Source organism: Pseudomonas sivasensis (genome assembly GCF_052938085.1).
The window spans coordinates 2,933,236-2,947,892 of record NZ_CP176442.1 but is presented as its reverse complement, the minus strand read 5'-3'; the positions used below and the strand labels follow the sequence as shown (position 1 = coordinate 2,947,892).

Genomic DNA, 14,657 nt, shown 5'->3' with positions numbered 1-14,657 from the left:
GGCTGGGTTTCCATATAATCGGCCTCACAACGTGTTATCGAATTAGCCGACCTCGACCGTCGGCTTTTTTGTGGCTGTAATTCAGGCGATGGATTTCAGTGCAGGCTTGCGGTTGATCAGTGCCTCAGCTTTCCGGCGCAGCTCCCCCGCCTTCGCTTCAACCTGGCGGCACTGCTTGGCGAACGCTGGCAAATGCGGCAGGTCCTGCTCGCACATCACTTGGTCGTCAAACACTTCGCTGCCGGTGTCGATCACATCGCCCAGGGCGCGGATCAGCGCGCCGAAGCTTTTGTTCGCGCACTGGTCGCTGGTCATCTGGCGGGCCCCGGTCAAACCGTGGCGGCTGGCAAGTTCATTCAGGCAGTGGTCACGGAATTCAGGTTCAAGGGCGTTGACCCACGACTCCTCCAGCCAGGAAGGCATTTCCTGATCGCCGGACAGCCAGCGCTGAACACGCTTGAGCCAGCGGCCGGTCGCCTTCACAAAGTCGGACACGTCGTTCTGCAAGGTCAGCGCGGCAAAGTCCGGCACCTCTTTGGCGATGGCCTTCTCTGGGCAGGACAGATGCAGTTCGCGGCTCAGCGCCTGGGCGAAGTCGTCCTGGCTCAGGCTGGTGCGGGCGATCTGGTTTTGAGCATGGGCGACCAGAACCTGATCACGGGTTTGTACGGTGTGTCTGGAACTGGACGTTTGCATGGGGACTGCTCTCTTCTAATCTGGCTTCAATGGAGCGGCGGACAGGGATGTCGCTTAGGCTGCCTGCGGTCTTTTCACCCTTGGTGGGTAAAGGTCTGGCCGCAGCTCAGAGCGATGAACCCCGGTTAATTTCTCGATCTCCAGCACTCGCTCAGCAGGAACGCGCCCGGTGGCGCACATCTTCTGCACTGCTTGTGGCGTGACCTTCAGTGACCGAGCTAAGGCGGATTGGCCGCCGGCAGCTTTCGCGGCCTTCTGGATTGCTGTCTGCGTCATACGCACCTCAAAGTTACAGCTACAACCTAAGGTTAACCCATGGACGCATTTATCTACAACTCAAATTCGCAATTACATCTACAACCGTTGTTTGTATGATTCGGCGATGAAAAATATCGGTGAGCGCATCGCGCAAAAAAGAGAGTCGGCAGGCCTTAGCCAGTCGGAGTTGGCCCGTCGTTTGGGGCTGAGCCCTCAGGCTGTCCAGAAGTGGGAGGCTGGCGTCTCTACGCCACGGAATAGCAAGCTGGGCGACTTGGCTGAGGCCCTCGGCACTTCGATGGGCTACTTAATAGATGGCGGTCCTGGTGAAGCGGGCCGAGCCGCGCCTGACTCGAATGCCAGTTCCATGAAAGCCATTGATGGCTGGGACGAAAAGACCCCTCTCGATGACGACGAGGTTGAGGTTCCGTTTCTGCGCGAAGTCGAACTGGCTGCAGGATCGGGCCGGTTCGTGATCCAGGAGGACGAAGGGGAAAGCCTTCGCTTTCGCAAGAAGAACCTCCGCGAAAACGGTGTTCAGTTCAGCAACGCCAAGTGCGTGACCGTCCGGGGCAATAGCATGACCCCGGTTTTGCGTGACGGTGCGACTGTGGGAATCGACTTGGGCAAAACAAGCCTGGGCGACATCATTGATGGCGACCTCTACGCCATAAACCATAATGGCCAGATGCGCGTTAAGCAGGTTTTCAGGCTTCCGTCAGGGATCAGGTTGCGAAGCTTCAACCGCGACGACCATCCGGATGAGGACTACAGCTTCCAGCAGATGCAGGATGAGCAGATCGGCATCCTGGGGCATGTGTTCTGGTGGGGCATGTACGCACGTTAAAACCGAGGCGGAGTACATCTCACCTCCTAAAATCTCATCATGTGGCATAGGGAAGCGCCGTGAACCAACCAATAAAAATCAAGAACGAAGGCGATGCGTTTGAGGCGATTGAACGCTTCCTAGCGGGAGGTGCATTCCCCGAAGGCATTGTTCTGGAAGGTTGGCCAAAGCTCAAAGTCAGGCTGGTGGGTGAAAAATTTCACTCGAGCCTTACGCCCAGCGTGATGAAATCCTTCATTGAGCTGCAGAATTTAGTCTATAAATCCTATGCAATTGCCCAGTACGATACGGAAGACACGCGACGCCTCTCAAAGGAAGAGCGTGATGAACTGGAAATTGAGGTAAAGGTCGAAGAAGGATCTGCGATCTTCGAAATTGACCTTCAGGACGTATTGCTAAAATTCGCCGAGAAGGCAGGAGAAACAATGCCACCCGAACTGATCGTTGCGACGATCCTTGGCCTGGGCGTGCTCTGGGCGGGCAAGACCTCGTACACGGCCTATCTGAACTATCGAAAAGACATCCGAGCCTCTGAAGCAAAAACGGAAGAGCAAAGAGACGTCCTCTCTTCTGTAGAGGCAATGTCAAAACAGGAAACCGCTCGACTGGAAGTGCTGACCAAGCTTTTGGTGGCGCAACCGAAGCTGCAAACCGTGAATCGAGAGGCCTACGACACCCGAACCGAAATGCTCAGAGGATTCTCTACGGCAGAGGAGGCAACTATAAGCGAAGTTGTGATCCCGCAAGATGCTGCGCAGGAATTGGTCACGAACGCCCGCAGAAAGGCTGTAGAGAAGCGCCTGGATGGATATTATCGAATCACGCGTGTTGACTCATCAAATCCTGACGCATTCAAGGTTAAGGTGCGCCGGCATAAGTCTCTTGATGAGTTCGAAGCCGTTGTCGAGGATACGTCCCTGACAGGCGACAAAAAAGAAATCCTGCAATACGCCGAATGGGAGAGAACCACCGTTTATCTGAGCATAAATGCGAAGGAAATGGATGGCGATATCAAGCAGGCCGTGGTCCTCGACGTGGTACGAAAAGACCCTCCAGACTGAGAGTGCACTTCAACTCAAGCCCGGCCCAGCGCCGGGCTTCTTGTATATACCCTTCCCTGCCTTATTACGTAGCACTCCATTGGGCGCCGATAATGGCCGACGACCTGCAGGATAGGATTAGAGATAGATTTAGGATGGAACCATGAAAAATATGATTCAAGGATTTATCGCTGCAGCTATCGTGGTCGCACTGGGTGCTTATGGCTGGATGCATTATCAAACGCAGCAAGAAATTGACGCTGGGGCCGCTTACGCCAGACAAAGCTCAGCATTGGTTATGCAGCAAATGGCGATGCTTTCCGACGGGGATAATGTCACTGTCGCAGACTTTTTTGCATCCACGCGCAAAGCTACGGAGGAGCTTTCGAACTGCACCTTAGCGATTGACTCTCGCGATTGGCGCCGCAGTCATAGCGCGCGGGATGCGGCCAAAGAAATATGTTCATCAGCCAAAAGCCTGATATCGATGCTCTCTATGGATGCCAAGGCGCGACTGGAACGACAGTCGGCTAAGGATAGAGCAGAAAAGGCCTCGGCAGCTATTTCCAAGAGCAAAAATAGCTACGAGATAGCGTTGCTCACATCGCAGATGGATGAAGCCTATGACGAGCAAATCAAAAGCCTTGAGCAGGAAATATCCAGCCTCAAACCCAATGCAAGCCGCGTTAAGGCATTTCTGGCAGCAGACGACAGAGCAGTCAAAACGCTTGGCGTACCAGGCTTGAGCCAAGACGCCAGATCAAGACTGCAGCAGATGTACCCAGAAAAATAGCAATTCCCCCTACTACTCAAAGCCCGCCCAGTGCGGGCTTTTTCATGCCTGCGATTCGGACCTACAACCATGGCAGAACCAACCGACAACTTTAAATCGAAAAATCTACAACCAAAAAGCTTGCAAGCTGTAACTTATGGTTGTAGATTTAATCCATCGCAGCGACACACAGCCACTGCGAAGGGCCTCCGCCCGCCGCTCTTTAACAGCACGGGAACCTCGCAGATCGATCCCCAGCAATGGGCACAGCGCGAGCAATAAATTCGATCTCCACGCCAGCTCTGGAACTGGCCGTGCTCACCAGACGTGAGTACGCGAAACCACGCAAGCCGGTCGGCGAAGAACACCGCTCACGAAATGTGTGACGCCGGCCAGAGATATGAATCGGGCGATGTGCGTGGTGGAGAACGGAATTTTTCACTGATGCACCCAGCCGCTGATTGGTCGGGTGCATTGGGAAAACAACCGGGAGCCACAAATGAGCGAGTTCAACTACGACTTGGCCAAGGCCTCGTTTCCAAGCTTCGGAGATTACGCACTGATCGAAATGAAGCGCCACGGCGTGCCGAATGAGATTTACACCCACAAGGTGGTCAGCACGTATCGGTCGAATACCTGGGTGGATGTGCCGATCCAGTCGCCTCCTACCGCGGTAATTCACAAGGGCGAGATGGAGGCTGTGGTCCGTGTGATTGTGTGCGGGATCAGCGAGGACAAGGTTTATACGGTGCGAGTGGCAGATGTGAAGCCGCAAACGGTGCCGATGCCTGATGCCGAGGTTCAGCAGTTGATGCAGTTTTACGAAGCCAAAGACATTCGCAGCTTGATCGACCAGCAGGCCGATCACGTGAAGATGTTGCAGCTGCGGCTTTCGCCATTCCTGAACGAGCCAAACCCAATGGTCAGGGTTCGCGAGGGATGAAAAGAATCCTGAGCGGGGATTAAGCCGCCTCCGCCACGGCCGTCGGACAACACGGTCTTTGTGGGCACTCCAAAGCAGTGTCCGTTTCGTTCCGTATGAGCGAAGGCTTAGCCAATGAGCCAAATCAAGATCGCTGACAGTCGGAAGAGTACGACGGACAGCCGGGAAAGACCGGCACCTACCCTTCCCCACCTCTATTGCGTCAGCACTCCTCCCCCGCGCCCATCGGCAACCAGCGGGAGGCATGAGTGCTGACGAATACAGGTGAACAACCCGCCACCTTGGAGGCGACCATGAACGCAGCATTGAAGATATGCCAGGAGCGTTACGACGCTCAGTTGCCTCCAGAGGTAAGCGAGGTGAGCGCGGAACAGGAGTGGCTGGAACACTCGGCCGAGCAGTTGGTGTGCGGCATGGACATCAAGTGGAAGCGCCGGTACGGCCAGCCGCAGGTGGTGACGTTTGATCGGTTCTGCACCTACCTGCAGGGCGTCCTAAATCAGCGCCAGATCGACGGCCTGGACGAGCGCGACTCACTTGCTCGGCTGTTCCTGTCCTCAATACTTGGCAGCCAAGCGGATTCACGCGGCCACGCCGCGGAAATGATGGGCGAACAGCGCCCCATCGAAGCCGCGGAACGGATCGCTATGGACTTGCTGAGGCCCTACGCCTCCGACGCCGTTGCAGCAGAGAGGGAAGAGGCAGAAGACGACGTGGATGCGGACCTATGAGCGCGCATGTAGATATAACTGCTGCGTTGCTTGCCCTTGACCCTTCGGACACAACGCCCCTCGCCGAGTCGCAGGTAGAGGGATTGATCGTTCGCCACTTCACCGAAGGCACCATCAATGCTGAAGAGTTTCATCATTACAGTGCGTGGCTACTGAGAGCCAGTCGGAAGAGGCTGGCTCGGCTGGTTAGATAGGCCGTCAGATTACGTCGAGCGCCCTTCGTTACGACTTTGTTGTTTTCTTACGTTTTTCCCAGTTAAACGTTCGTATTGGTGGTGAATAAACCACACGACCAAAAGCAGGCCAGATAAGCCAATAACGAACAGCAACAGCTCTAATGCGGGACCTTCGTGTGAAAACATTTTTCGTTCCTCGTCCTGAAGTAGCGTGACCCGAAAACGGTCACTACCGAAATTATTCGTAACAATTCATACATTTTCAGGGTAGACGCCGAGGATCGAGGTGGCAACCCCCAATCCTCACAGAACCATTGATCTAGACACGTCACTCGTCGAAAAAACCGTTCACGAGCACTACAGCGCCAGCGATACACACGCAAGGAGAAGGTCATGACTACTGCACCAGTCCAATCGCTAATCGAAGAGCAACTCAACGAAATCGAGAGTCGAATCGCCATCCTGGGCTTTGGCATTCCTTTCAATGAACTGATCGGCCGCAAGCGTGAAGACCTGGTAAGGAATCTTCCGCAGCGGCTGGCGCCGACAATGAAGGGTGGCCGAATCGCGGTGAGGGTTCGGCCTTGACTCCCCACCAGCGCACTAGGCGCCTACTCATCTGGCGTGGCGCTTTCCCTGTCCTTGCCCTCTTCACCTTCCTGATGTTGCTCAGCGCCCTCGCTGATCGAATCACCCAGTAACCAACACCTTCAATCGCTGCGAGCATCGCGGCAAGGATTCCCCATGTCCGCAGAACAACAACAACTGGCGATCCTGCCAGCTAAAGAAGTAGCCCTGGCAGTATTCAGCGCCCCCAACGGCCTCGACCCGTACCTACAAAGCGTCCGGGAAGAAATCGACAAGTTCAACGCCTCGGCACCTGACGTTAAAACCAAAAAGGGCCAAGACGCGTATCGCTCGATTGCTTACAGCCTGGCGGGATCAAAAACGAAACTCGACAGCCTGGGCAAAGAGCTTGTTGCAGAGCTGAAGGATGTACCGAAGAAGATCGACGCAGAACGCAAGCGCGTTCGTGAGCTGCTGAGCGCGTGGCAAGAGGAAGTTCGCAAGCCGCTGACTGACTGGGAAGCCGCCGAGCAGGCTCGCAAGGATCGGCACGTCGATGCCGTACAGGCAATTGCGGATTTTGCCCTGGATCTGTCGGATGTCACCGCCGCGGTACTGCTTGAGTCTATCGCCTCGGTTGAGGCGGTTAAGATGGGCGAGCACTGGGAAGAGTTCGAGGCTGAAGCTGCCCGCACCAAGGATCAGGTTCTGGACAAGCTGCGCGCCACCCTCGCCGCCCGCCAGAAATACGAAACCGAACAGGCGGAACTGGTCAGGCTGCGCGCCGAAACGGAAGCGCAGGCCCAGCGCGAGCGTGACGCCCAAATCACCCGGGAAGCTGAGGAGCGCGCCCGCCGCGAAGCCGAGCAGCGTGCACAGGCAGAACGTGATGCCTCAGCCAAGCGTGAAGCCGAAGCAAAAGCCGCCGCTGATCGCCGCGAGCTGGAGTTGAAGCTGGCTGCTGAGCAATCGGAGCGCGCCGCCGCCCAGGCTGCCCGGGAAAAGATTGAGGCCGAACAGAGGGCAGCTCAACAAAAGATCGACGACGAACGCAGGCACCAGCAGGCGCTGGAGCAAGCAGAGGCAAACCGAGCCGCCGCTGTCCGGCTTGCCGAACAAGAACGTATTGACTCGGAACGTCGCCAAGCTGAAGCCGCAGAGAGGGCCAGGCTGGCAGAGATCGCCCGGGCAAATGCCGCTGCCGACGAGATCAACCGCCAAGCCGCCGCACGGGAAGCGGACAAGGCGCACAAAGCAAAGATCAACCGCGCCGCGCTGGACGCATTTATCGCCGGCGGTATGCCCGTGGAATGCGCGAAACAGGCAGTCACCTTGATTGCTCAGCGCAAAATTCCAGCCATCGCCATCACTTACTGAGGTCGTCATGAACGAGATCATTCAAATGCCGGTACGCGAAAGCGCCGGCCTTACTGCCGCCGAGGTTCACCGCTTCTCGGCCGTAGAGATTCGCCAGCGCGTTAACCTGGTGCAGGAAGTGATGCAGGGCATCATGAAGCGTGAAACGCACTACGGCACCATCCCTGGAACCCAGAAACCAACTCTGTACAAGCCGGGTGCAGAGGTGCTCTGTGTGACCTTCCGGGTTGCGCAGGAATACCGAATTGAAGATCTATCCGGACCAGGCGTAGCACGCTACCGGGTCACTTGTGTTGGTCGTCACCAGATGACCGGTGTTGCTCTCGGCGAAGGCGTCGGCGAATGCTCGTCCAGCGAAGAGAAGTACAAGTGGCGCGGCGTCATCTGCAAAGCGGAATTGGACGCCACCCCAGAGAACCTGCGCCGGAAGAAGTATTACAAGAACGGCAACACCGCAGATCAGATCCGTACCGAACCGGCAGACCTGGCCAACACCATCTTAAAGATGGCCTGCAAGCGAGCCATGATCGCCATGACGCTCAACGTCACCGCAGCATCGGACATCTTCACGCAGGACATCGAAGACCTTCCCGAGGAGCTGCGGCCACAGGAGCAAGCGCAGGCGCAAAGCCAAAAGGCCGCTCCGGTCCCTCATGACCCTGCGCTGTCCGCTCACTGGATTGCTCAGGCTGAAGCAGCAACCGCGCCCGACGCACTTACAGATGTTTGGAAGGCTGGCGTAGCGGTCATAAATGACGCCAAGGACACAACAGCCTACGACCTCTTCAAGGCGGCGGTGGTGGCATGCGGAGTGAAGCTGAAGGGCGCCGAAGAAGCCAAGCCGGAAAGCGAGGCTGTCGCAGAACAGCAGCCCGAACCACCAGCCGACGAAGAAGTTGAATTTGAGGAGATCCCAGAATGATCATCGTGAATTGCGCGCAAGGCTCCGAAGAGTGGCATCAGGAGCGAGCAGGCGTTATCACCGCCAGCATGTTTGGCGATGCACGTGCCAAGCTAAAGTCTGGCCCGAATAAGGGCGAACCAACCGCCAAGGCTCAGGATTACGCCTTCCGGTTGGCTGTAGAGCGAATCAGCGGCAAGCCGTTGGATGGTGGGTTTGAGACCTGGCAAATGCGCCGTGGGCATGAGCTGGAGCCCCAGGCTCGCATGGAGCATGAAGCTCAAACTGGTTTGATTGTCACCCAGGTCGGACTGGTCAAAACCGACGACGGCGCATTTGGCGCCAGTGCGGATGGCTTCATCGGCGAAGATGGCGGCTCGGAGTACAAGTGCTTCCTCGCCCCTGAAAAACTTCGGTCGTTCCACATCGACAATGACGCCAGCGAGATCATGGACCAGGTACAGGGGTGCATGTGGATCACCGGTCGCAAGTGGTGGCACATCGGGATGTACTGTCCAGCACTTGAATCGGTGGGACGCCAGTTGTGGTGGCAGGAATTCAAGCGCGACGACAACTACATCGACAAGCTTGAAGAGGAGCTTTGGGAGTTCAAGCTGCTGGTGGACGGGTATGAGGAGAAACTTCGGAGTAAGGCAGCATGATCAGCATCCTCCGTAACGAAGTGGAACGGCTGCGCCCGGCGCACGATGAACTGGCCGCGCAGATGGCTGAGTTTGTGGCATCTGGCGGCGAGATCGAAGAGGTCGAGCCTCCCCCGCCACCGAAGCCCGTCGAGTATGTACCCCAGCAGCCGCCGGCGCCTAAGCCGTTTGTTCGGCGGAAGGCTGGAGCAGATGCGTTACCCCTCGACAAGGAAGACATCCGTACCCAGGCCCGCCTCAAGCTGGTAGAGCAAATACGCCAACTCGGCGTCACGCACACCCAGACCGAAGTCGCTGCAGCGTTGGGTGTAAGTCGGCGGCTCATCTACAACCACGCTGCGCGGTACGACATCACGTTCAAGGCACCAACCCGAGGCGGTGCACGCAACCTGGTGCACAACGTGATTGATACGGAGCGGGATGTGAAGTTCGCCGAGCGGATAAGGGCATTCATGGAGCTGGGCATCAGCAGGCGCCAGTGCTGCGGGAAGCTGGCAATCGGCAGCAAGGCCTTTGAGCGGATTATCGCCGCCCACGGCATCGACTATCCCAAAGCACGCCAGGGCGGAACTTCATGCACCGCATAGCCCGCACCCAGCAACGCAAACGTCAAACCTGGCTCGCACTGCCGGCCAGCGGAATAGAAGAGGTAGGCCATGGCCAAGACTGTGCAGGAGCGATCAGCGAAAACCGCCAGGAAACGCATGGCACTTGCCGAAGAGGAACTGAGGCTCAGGGTTCGGCCCGGCACCCGTCAGGCGCTGGCCGACCTGATGGAGTGGTCAGGCATTACTGAGCAGGGCGAGGCGATGACGCTGATGATTCATCACCTGCATGCGATGGGCGCCGCAAAGTGCCAGCCGCTGCTGAATCCGCCGCGCCACGTTTTCGAACCTACGGAAAGTGTGGCGCGGGAATTCCGAAATAAAAGCCTGCTCGCCATCCAGAAAGACCCCGGCGACGAGATTATCGGGCCAACTATTTAACCGATGCAGGAGGTGTTGCATTGACAACAGGGCCTGCGACATCAGCTGGCTGCCCAGTCTCAACGTCACGAATTTCATACCTCCACCATGTCAACGATGATATTCCGTAAAGTCCATAGGTACGGCCGCCCACCAGATCAACAGTCATTTCAATCGGAGCAGTTTGCTGTTGCGCGGTAATAAACTTACGAACTTGAATCTTATGCCTGCCTGCACCCAGTCGGTACTCGCTCTGGCGGCTCAACCAATAAAGGGTTTGATCGTCGTCGATCTTAAATATTGTTAATGATTTGTCGAACTGTTGGATCGTAGCGATTTGGGCGCTTGATTTTCCTTCTGCACTTTTGTGCTCGTAATGAATACATCCGGTCAGCGTGAAGCTGAACATAATCATCGCTATAAAACGCCAAAAAATATCGTGTCGCATCAGTGTCCCTCCTAGGCTCAAATCCAAGGTGCGGATTGATACCTTATCATTTTCCAAAATTCCACCCTACTCGCTGCATCCGGTAACCGGAGGGCGGCGCTTATCCGGAGCAAACGAAATGCCTGTACGCCATAGCGTCATCCACAAGATCGACAAGAAGCCCGACGGCAGCCCGGCCGTTCTGTTTCTGGGCTCATCCGAGCAGGTTGAAAGCCAGGCCCGCGACGACCTGATGAGCCAGCTCAACGAAAGCTACAACGCCACTGTCGGTAAGGGCTGGGGGTTCTTCCATCAAGAGTCAGGTGCATTCCCATTCAGCGGTTGGCTTGGCAAGTATCTCGCCGGTGTCACTGACTTCATGGCGTTCAGCACCACCGCTGTCGAGCACCTGACCAAGCTGATGGAAGAGTCGAACCTTACCACCGGTGGGCACGCCCTCTTCTGCCACTATCAGCAAGGCATGACCGATTACCTGGTGATCGCCTTGGTGCAGGAAACCGAAGCGGTGGCCATGACCGAAGAACTGGCTCTGATGACAGTGAAGCGCCTGGACCTGGATCACATCCGTCTGGCTGCGCGCATCAACATCAGCGAATGGCAGACCAACCGCCAGTCGAAACAGTACATCTCGTACCTAAAGGGCAAGCAGGGTCGGCGGCTCAACGACTACTTCCGCGACTTCATCGGCTGCCAGGAGGGGATCGACGCCCCGAGCGAAACGCGCACGCTGCTGAAGGCGTTCAGCGACTTCGTTGAAAGCGAGGATCTGGGCGAGGAATCAGCGCGGGAGAAGATGAACACCCTGGTTAGCTACTCAATGGCCCAGGCCAAGCTGGGCGAGCCGATCACCCTCGACGAGCTGTCGGGACTGATCGACGAAGACCGGCCGAAGAGCTTCTACGACTTCATCAAGGCGAAGGACTACGGAATTTCCGAGGCGCTGCCGCCGGACAAGAAGACACTCAACAAATTCCGGCGCTTCACAGGCCGCGCCGAGGGTATGTCGATCAGCTTCGAGGCGCACCTACTCGGCGACAAGATAAAGTTCGACGAAGCCGGCGGCACGCTGACGCTGCGCGGACTGCCCACTCAACTGACTGAGCAGCTCAAGCGCGCAGCCGCCTGACACCAACCGCAGCGCCGCACTCCCGACGAAGGGCGGCGCTTACTGAGAAAGGCTCCGGCTAGTTTTTTTCGTCCGGAAAACTTTTCCGTATGCGTAGAAGCCTGCAGTGATTTCAGCGATAGCCATGAATCCGAAGATCATGCCGAAGGCGAAGGATGAAGCAATAAATGCGAGCCCCACTAGAACGATTAAAAGTTCAGATATGTTCTGCCACTTCTTCGACATCGACGGCCCAAATGCCTCGATAATTCCGGCAACGAACCCAATCAAAAGCCCCGTAATGAAGCGCGCAAGCATTACAACTCCTTAATCCGGCTCCATGCCGGTCACCCGTAATACCCCATATCAATCTCGGACGCAGATATTTTTAGATTCTAGCTTGAGCGAACTATGAAAACTGCCGCTATCGCAATCACAGCGACGACTCCAAACACCATCCGTGCGAGCCAAGGAGCTGTTAGCCAGACGCCGGTAACCCCGGCAATCTGCCCAATGTTTTTTTCGCTGAAATAGCGGCCAGATGGCGGCTCGCGAAAAGGATTTCCGCAGTGGGGGCAGGAGTAGGCTTTATCAGAGATTTTTGCAGAGCATTCAGGGCAGTCAATTAGGCTCATGATTTTTTGTCCGTTTTAATTAATGGCTGCAAACCAATATGAAGACTTCATTTTCTGATTTTGGTTCTGCGGGAAATCATATGAGCCCACTCATTAACGAATCACGCCAGCCGGCTCAGTAGCAGGCAGGCCGGCGAGGTCACGCCACTTCGCCAGGTCAGCGATCAGCTTAAGGCCTGGGCGCACATCAGCTTCGAGCGCTTCATCAGGAAGGCTCAGCAGCCGCACAACTTCATCGCCTATCAGGCGTATCGCTTCCACATCGGTTTTCGTGCTCATCGCAGTCACCGTTAGGTCTTTGCTGAGTGCAAATCATCAACCCAATTTACAAATCACGCCAGCCGTCGAGGATCCCCTATGCCACCTTCTCACCAGATCCTGGTCGGCGACTGCATTGAGATGATGCGGACGCTGCCAGACAACAGCGTCGACAGCGTCGTGACAGACCCGCCCTACGGCATCAGATTCATGGGCAAAAGCTGGGATGGCCAGGATATCGAAGCCCGCGCCGCTTACCGGGCCAGTATGCCATCGCACGCCGGAGCTTGCGGGCCGAACGGCGGTCACCGCTCGATCGCGGCCGAGGCCGGAAAGTACGACCTGACGCCGGCGGGCATGCGTGCCTTCCAGGCATTCACGCTGGAATGGGCTACTGAGTGCCTGCGCGTGCTCAAGCCTGGCGGGCACCTGCTGTCGTTCGCCGCTGCGCGCACCTACCACCACATGGCAGTTGGCATTGAAATGGCCGGGTTTGAGATCCGCGACCAGATCATGTGGGTGTTTGGGTCGGGCTTCCCGAAGTCGCACAACCTCAAAGGCAAGCACGAAGGAAAGGGAACCGCGCTAAAGCCTGCGCATGAGCCCATCTGTATGGCAAGAAAGCCAATCACCGGAACCGTGCTGGAAAACATGGATCAGTGGGGCACCGGCGCGATCAATGTCGACGATTGCCGTATCCACGGTGCGGATGCAAAGGCCGCCAAGTACTCCCAAAAGCGAATGGCTCCTGGCCACGTAGTAAACGACACCGGCGCCTGGAAGCAGGAGGCTGAGTATACCGGCATGCTGAAGGCTGGCCGCTGGCCCGCGAACCTGATTCACGATGGTAGCGATGAGGTAGTAGCGATGTTTCCCGCAGAGGCTGGCGCATCGGCGCGTGTTCGAGGTACAGAGGCGAGCGCTGCAAGTGTCGGCCGAATTACTGGACAGCACGATCGAGTGGAAGGCGCTTTTTACGGCGACAGCGGCAGTGCCGCCCGCTTCTTCTACTGTGCCAAGACTAGCCGCACCGATCGGCATGAAGGCCTGATCAACCCGGGCCCCCAATTCAAAATGGGCACTACCTTGCGCAAGGTCGAGACGACCGAAACGAAGGGCAACAATCACCCAACCGTCAAGCCTACCGACCTGATGGCATACCTGCTCCGCCTGGTCACACCGCCTGGCGGCGTGGCGCTCGACCCATTCATGGGGTCAGGCAGCACCGGCAAGGCCGCGATGCGCGAAGGCTTCCAGTTCATCGGCTGCGAAATTGATGAGCAGTATGTGGCGATCGCCCGGGCGCGCATTGAGCACGAAGTCGCCCGGGCAGCAGGCGCGGCAGTCGAACGTGATCAGCTTGAGCTGTTCGGCACCGCCTGATCCAACTCAGCTATACCACCGTATGCTCGGCAATCAGGATGGCCCCAACCTCACGCCCAGCCACCTGCGCCAGGCCCCGGTCAACATAGGTTCGGTCACCCGCAACAACCGGCAGCACCACCTCACCACCGCGCTTCACCTCGACGTTGATACGCCAGGTCTCCCGGCCCTCATCGTCCTTGTCGCACTCCATGTAGTTCCAAACCTGAAAGCCTTCGATGTCATCGTAAATATCGTGCTTTGTCATGGCCTAGCCCATTTAGAGGAAGGGGCCATCGTAGCACCACACCCCGGGCATGGCCCGGCAAGGACTCCCCGTGATCAACTTGTTCTGGCGCCTGGTCGCCAAGCTGCTCGCGCGCCCAGCGGTTTCCGCCTGGCTAATCGCCCGCGCCCAGCGCACCCCGTACCTGCACATCATGTCCGCCGACGGCGCCGAGATGTACATGGGCCGCTGGTGGCTGTTCAACCCCTACTCCCGCGACACGCACAAGCCAGCGCTTTGGTGGTGCCCGTGGTCGTTCCGCATCCACCACATCATGCGGCCCGATGAAGACCGGGATCTGCATGACCACCCGTGGAACGCCCGCACGATCATCCTGCGCGGCTGGTACATCGAGGAACGATTAGAGCCTGCGGGAACCGACGACATGCTGAAGCCGGGCCCTCTTCAGTGGCTGGAAGCGCTGGACGACCTCTTCAAGGTGTCGACGAGTACTCGAAACCCGGGCGATACCGCCCGGCTAAACCACGGCGAATACCACCGCATCGACCAGGTATCACCAGGCGGCGTCTACACCATCTTCATCACCAGCAAGTGGCGTGGTGACTGGGGCTTTCTGGTCAACGGCGTGAAGGTGCCATGGCGCACCTACACCGGCACCAACAATTGA

Annotated in this window: 20 protein-coding genes; 14 read left to right on the top strand and 6 right to left on the bottom strand. The window is 57.1% G+C overall.

Features of this window, described 5'->3' with window-relative positions; translation table 11 throughout:
- Positions 1-81 precede the first annotated feature (81 nt).
- Both ACKZ62_RS13560 and ACKZ62_RS13555 read right to left on the bottom strand, forming a co-directional pair.
- Positions 82-696 (bottom strand): DUF8585 domain-containing protein, encoded by a 615-nt coding sequence (locus ACKZ62_RS13560; RefSeq protein ID WP_447096843.1) that lies wholly within the window; start codon positions 694-696, stop codon positions 82-84.
- Positions 697-750: 54 nt separating this feature from the next.
- On the bottom strand, positions 751-972 hold the full coding sequence (locus ACKZ62_RS13555; RefSeq protein WP_021491160.1) for a transcriptional regulator: 222 nt from the start codon (positions 970-972) through the stop codon (positions 751-753).
- Between ACKZ62_RS13555 and ACKZ62_RS13550 the strand changes: the two genes are divergently transcribed.
- The 11 genes from ACKZ62_RS13550 to ACKZ62_RS13500 all read left to right on the top strand — a co-directional run bounded on the left by ACKZ62_RS13550 (position 866) and on the right by ACKZ62_RS13500 (position 9,956).
- Positions 866-1,801, top strand: coding sequence for an XRE family transcriptional regulator (locus ACKZ62_RS13550; RefSeq protein ID WP_447096842.1), 936 nt, complete (start codon positions 866-868; stop codon positions 1,799-1,801). The two genes, ACKZ62_RS13555 and ACKZ62_RS13550, sit on opposite strands and share 107 nt — an antisense overlap.
- Before the next feature lie 59 nt (positions 1,802-1,860).
- Positions 1,861-2,862, top strand: a complete 1,002-nt coding sequence (locus tag ACKZ62_RS13545; RefSeq protein WP_447096841.1) for a hypothetical protein — start codon at positions 1,861-1,863, stop codon at positions 2,860-2,862.
- Positions 2,863-3,004: 142 nt separating this feature from the next.
- Positions 3,005-3,634: a hypothetical protein gene (locus ACKZ62_RS13540; RefSeq protein ID WP_447096840.1), complete on the top strand. Its 630-nt coding sequence runs from the start codon at positions 3,005-3,007 to the stop codon at positions 3,632-3,634.
- 478 nt (positions 3,635-4,112) lie between these two features.
- The gene (locus ACKZ62_RS13535) at positions 4,113-4,556 is read left to right on the top strand and encodes a hypothetical protein (RefSeq protein ID WP_447096839.1); all 444 of its coding nucleotides are present in this window, start codon (positions 4,113-4,115) and stop codon (positions 4,554-4,556) included.
- Between the two features lie 293 nt (positions 4,557-4,849).
- The gene (locus ACKZ62_RS13530; protein ID WP_447096838.1) at positions 4,850-5,287 is read left to right on the top strand and encodes a hypothetical protein; all 438 of its coding nucleotides are present in this window, start codon (positions 4,850-4,852) and stop codon (positions 5,285-5,287) included.
- Between the two features lie 569 nt (positions 5,288-5,856).
- Complete coding sequence (locus tag ACKZ62_RS13525; protein WP_095184965.1) at positions 5,857-6,051, top strand: hypothetical protein; 195 nt, start codon at positions 5,857-5,859, stop codon at positions 6,049-6,051.
- 156 nt (positions 6,052-6,207) lie between these two features.
- Complete coding sequence (locus tag ACKZ62_RS13520; RefSeq protein ID WP_447096837.1) at positions 6,208-7,407, top strand: coiled-coil domain-containing protein; 1,200 nt, start codon at positions 6,208-6,210, stop codon at positions 7,405-7,407.
- Positions 7,408-7,414: 7 nt separating this feature from the next.
- On the top strand, positions 7,415-8,329 hold the full coding sequence (locus ACKZ62_RS13515; protein WP_447096836.1) for a hypothetical protein: 915 nt from the start codon (positions 7,415-7,417) through the stop codon (positions 8,327-8,329).
- The gene (locus tag ACKZ62_RS13510) at positions 8,326-8,970 is read left to right on the top strand and encodes a lambda exonuclease family protein (RefSeq protein ID WP_057712091.1); all 645 of its coding nucleotides are present in this window, start codon (positions 8,326-8,328) and stop codon (positions 8,968-8,970) included. The genes ACKZ62_RS13515 and ACKZ62_RS13510 overlap by 4 nt, the downstream gene beginning before the upstream one ends.
- Positions 8,967-9,557 (top strand): hypothetical protein, encoded by a 591-nt coding sequence (locus ACKZ62_RS13505; RefSeq protein ID WP_447096835.1) that lies wholly within the window; start codon positions 8,967-8,969, stop codon positions 9,555-9,557. The genes ACKZ62_RS13510 and ACKZ62_RS13505 overlap by 4 nt, the downstream gene beginning before the upstream one ends.
- 69 nt (positions 9,558-9,626) lie before the next feature.
- Complete coding sequence (locus tag ACKZ62_RS13500; protein WP_447096834.1) at positions 9,627-9,956, top strand: hypothetical protein; 330 nt, start codon at positions 9,627-9,629, stop codon at positions 9,954-9,956.
- Here the strand turns inward: ACKZ62_RS13500 and ACKZ62_RS13495 are convergent.
- Positions 9,949-10,383, bottom strand: a complete 435-nt coding sequence (locus ACKZ62_RS13495; RefSeq protein WP_099602849.1) for a hypothetical protein — start codon at positions 10,381-10,383, stop codon at positions 9,949-9,951. The two genes, ACKZ62_RS13500 and ACKZ62_RS13495, sit on opposite strands and share 8 nt — an antisense overlap.
- Positions 10,384-10,501: 118 nt before the next feature.
- Here ACKZ62_RS13495 and yejK point away from each other — a divergent pair, with 118 nt between their 5' ends.
- Positions 10,502-11,509 (top strand): nucleoid-associated protein YejK, encoded by a 1,008-nt coding sequence (gene yejK, locus ACKZ62_RS13490; protein ID WP_099602848.1) that lies wholly within the window; start codon positions 10,502-10,504, stop codon positions 11,507-11,509.
- A gap of 39 nt (positions 11,510-11,548) precedes the next feature.
- Here yejK and ACKZ62_RS13485 read toward each other — a convergent pair whose 3' ends face one another.
- Both ACKZ62_RS13485 and ACKZ62_RS13480 read right to left on the bottom strand, forming a co-directional pair.
- Positions 11,549-11,806, bottom strand: coding sequence for a hypothetical protein (locus tag ACKZ62_RS13485; protein ID WP_068936809.1), 258 nt, complete (start codon positions 11,804-11,806; stop codon positions 11,549-11,551).
- A 410-nt stretch (positions 11,807-12,216) separates the two neighbouring features.
- Positions 12,217-12,402 carry a hypothetical protein gene (locus tag ACKZ62_RS13480; RefSeq protein ID WP_034097459.1) on the bottom strand — a complete coding sequence of 62 codons (186 nt, stop codon included), beginning with the start codon at positions 12,400-12,402 and terminating at the stop codon, positions 12,217-12,219.
- Between the two features lie 78 nt (positions 12,403-12,480).
- Here ACKZ62_RS13480 and ACKZ62_RS13475 point away from each other — a divergent pair, with 78 nt between their 5' ends.
- On the top strand, positions 12,481-13,764 hold the full coding sequence (locus tag ACKZ62_RS13475; RefSeq protein WP_447096833.1) for a DNA-methyltransferase: 1,284 nt from the start codon (positions 12,481-12,483) through the stop codon (positions 13,762-13,764).
- Between the two features lie 10 nt (positions 13,765-13,774).
- Here the strand turns inward: ACKZ62_RS13475 and ACKZ62_RS13470 are convergent, their stop codons facing one another.
- Positions 13,775-14,011: a hypothetical protein gene (locus tag ACKZ62_RS13470; RefSeq protein WP_447096832.1), complete on the bottom strand. Its 237-nt coding sequence runs from the start codon at positions 14,009-14,011 to the stop codon at positions 13,775-13,777.
- Between the two features lie 70 nt (positions 14,012-14,081).
- On the opposite strand from ACKZ62_RS13470, the gene ACKZ62_RS13465 reads away from it, so the two are divergent.
- Entirely contained in the window at positions 14,082-14,657 is a 576-nt protein-coding gene (locus ACKZ62_RS13465) for a hypothetical protein (protein WP_447096831.1), read from the top strand.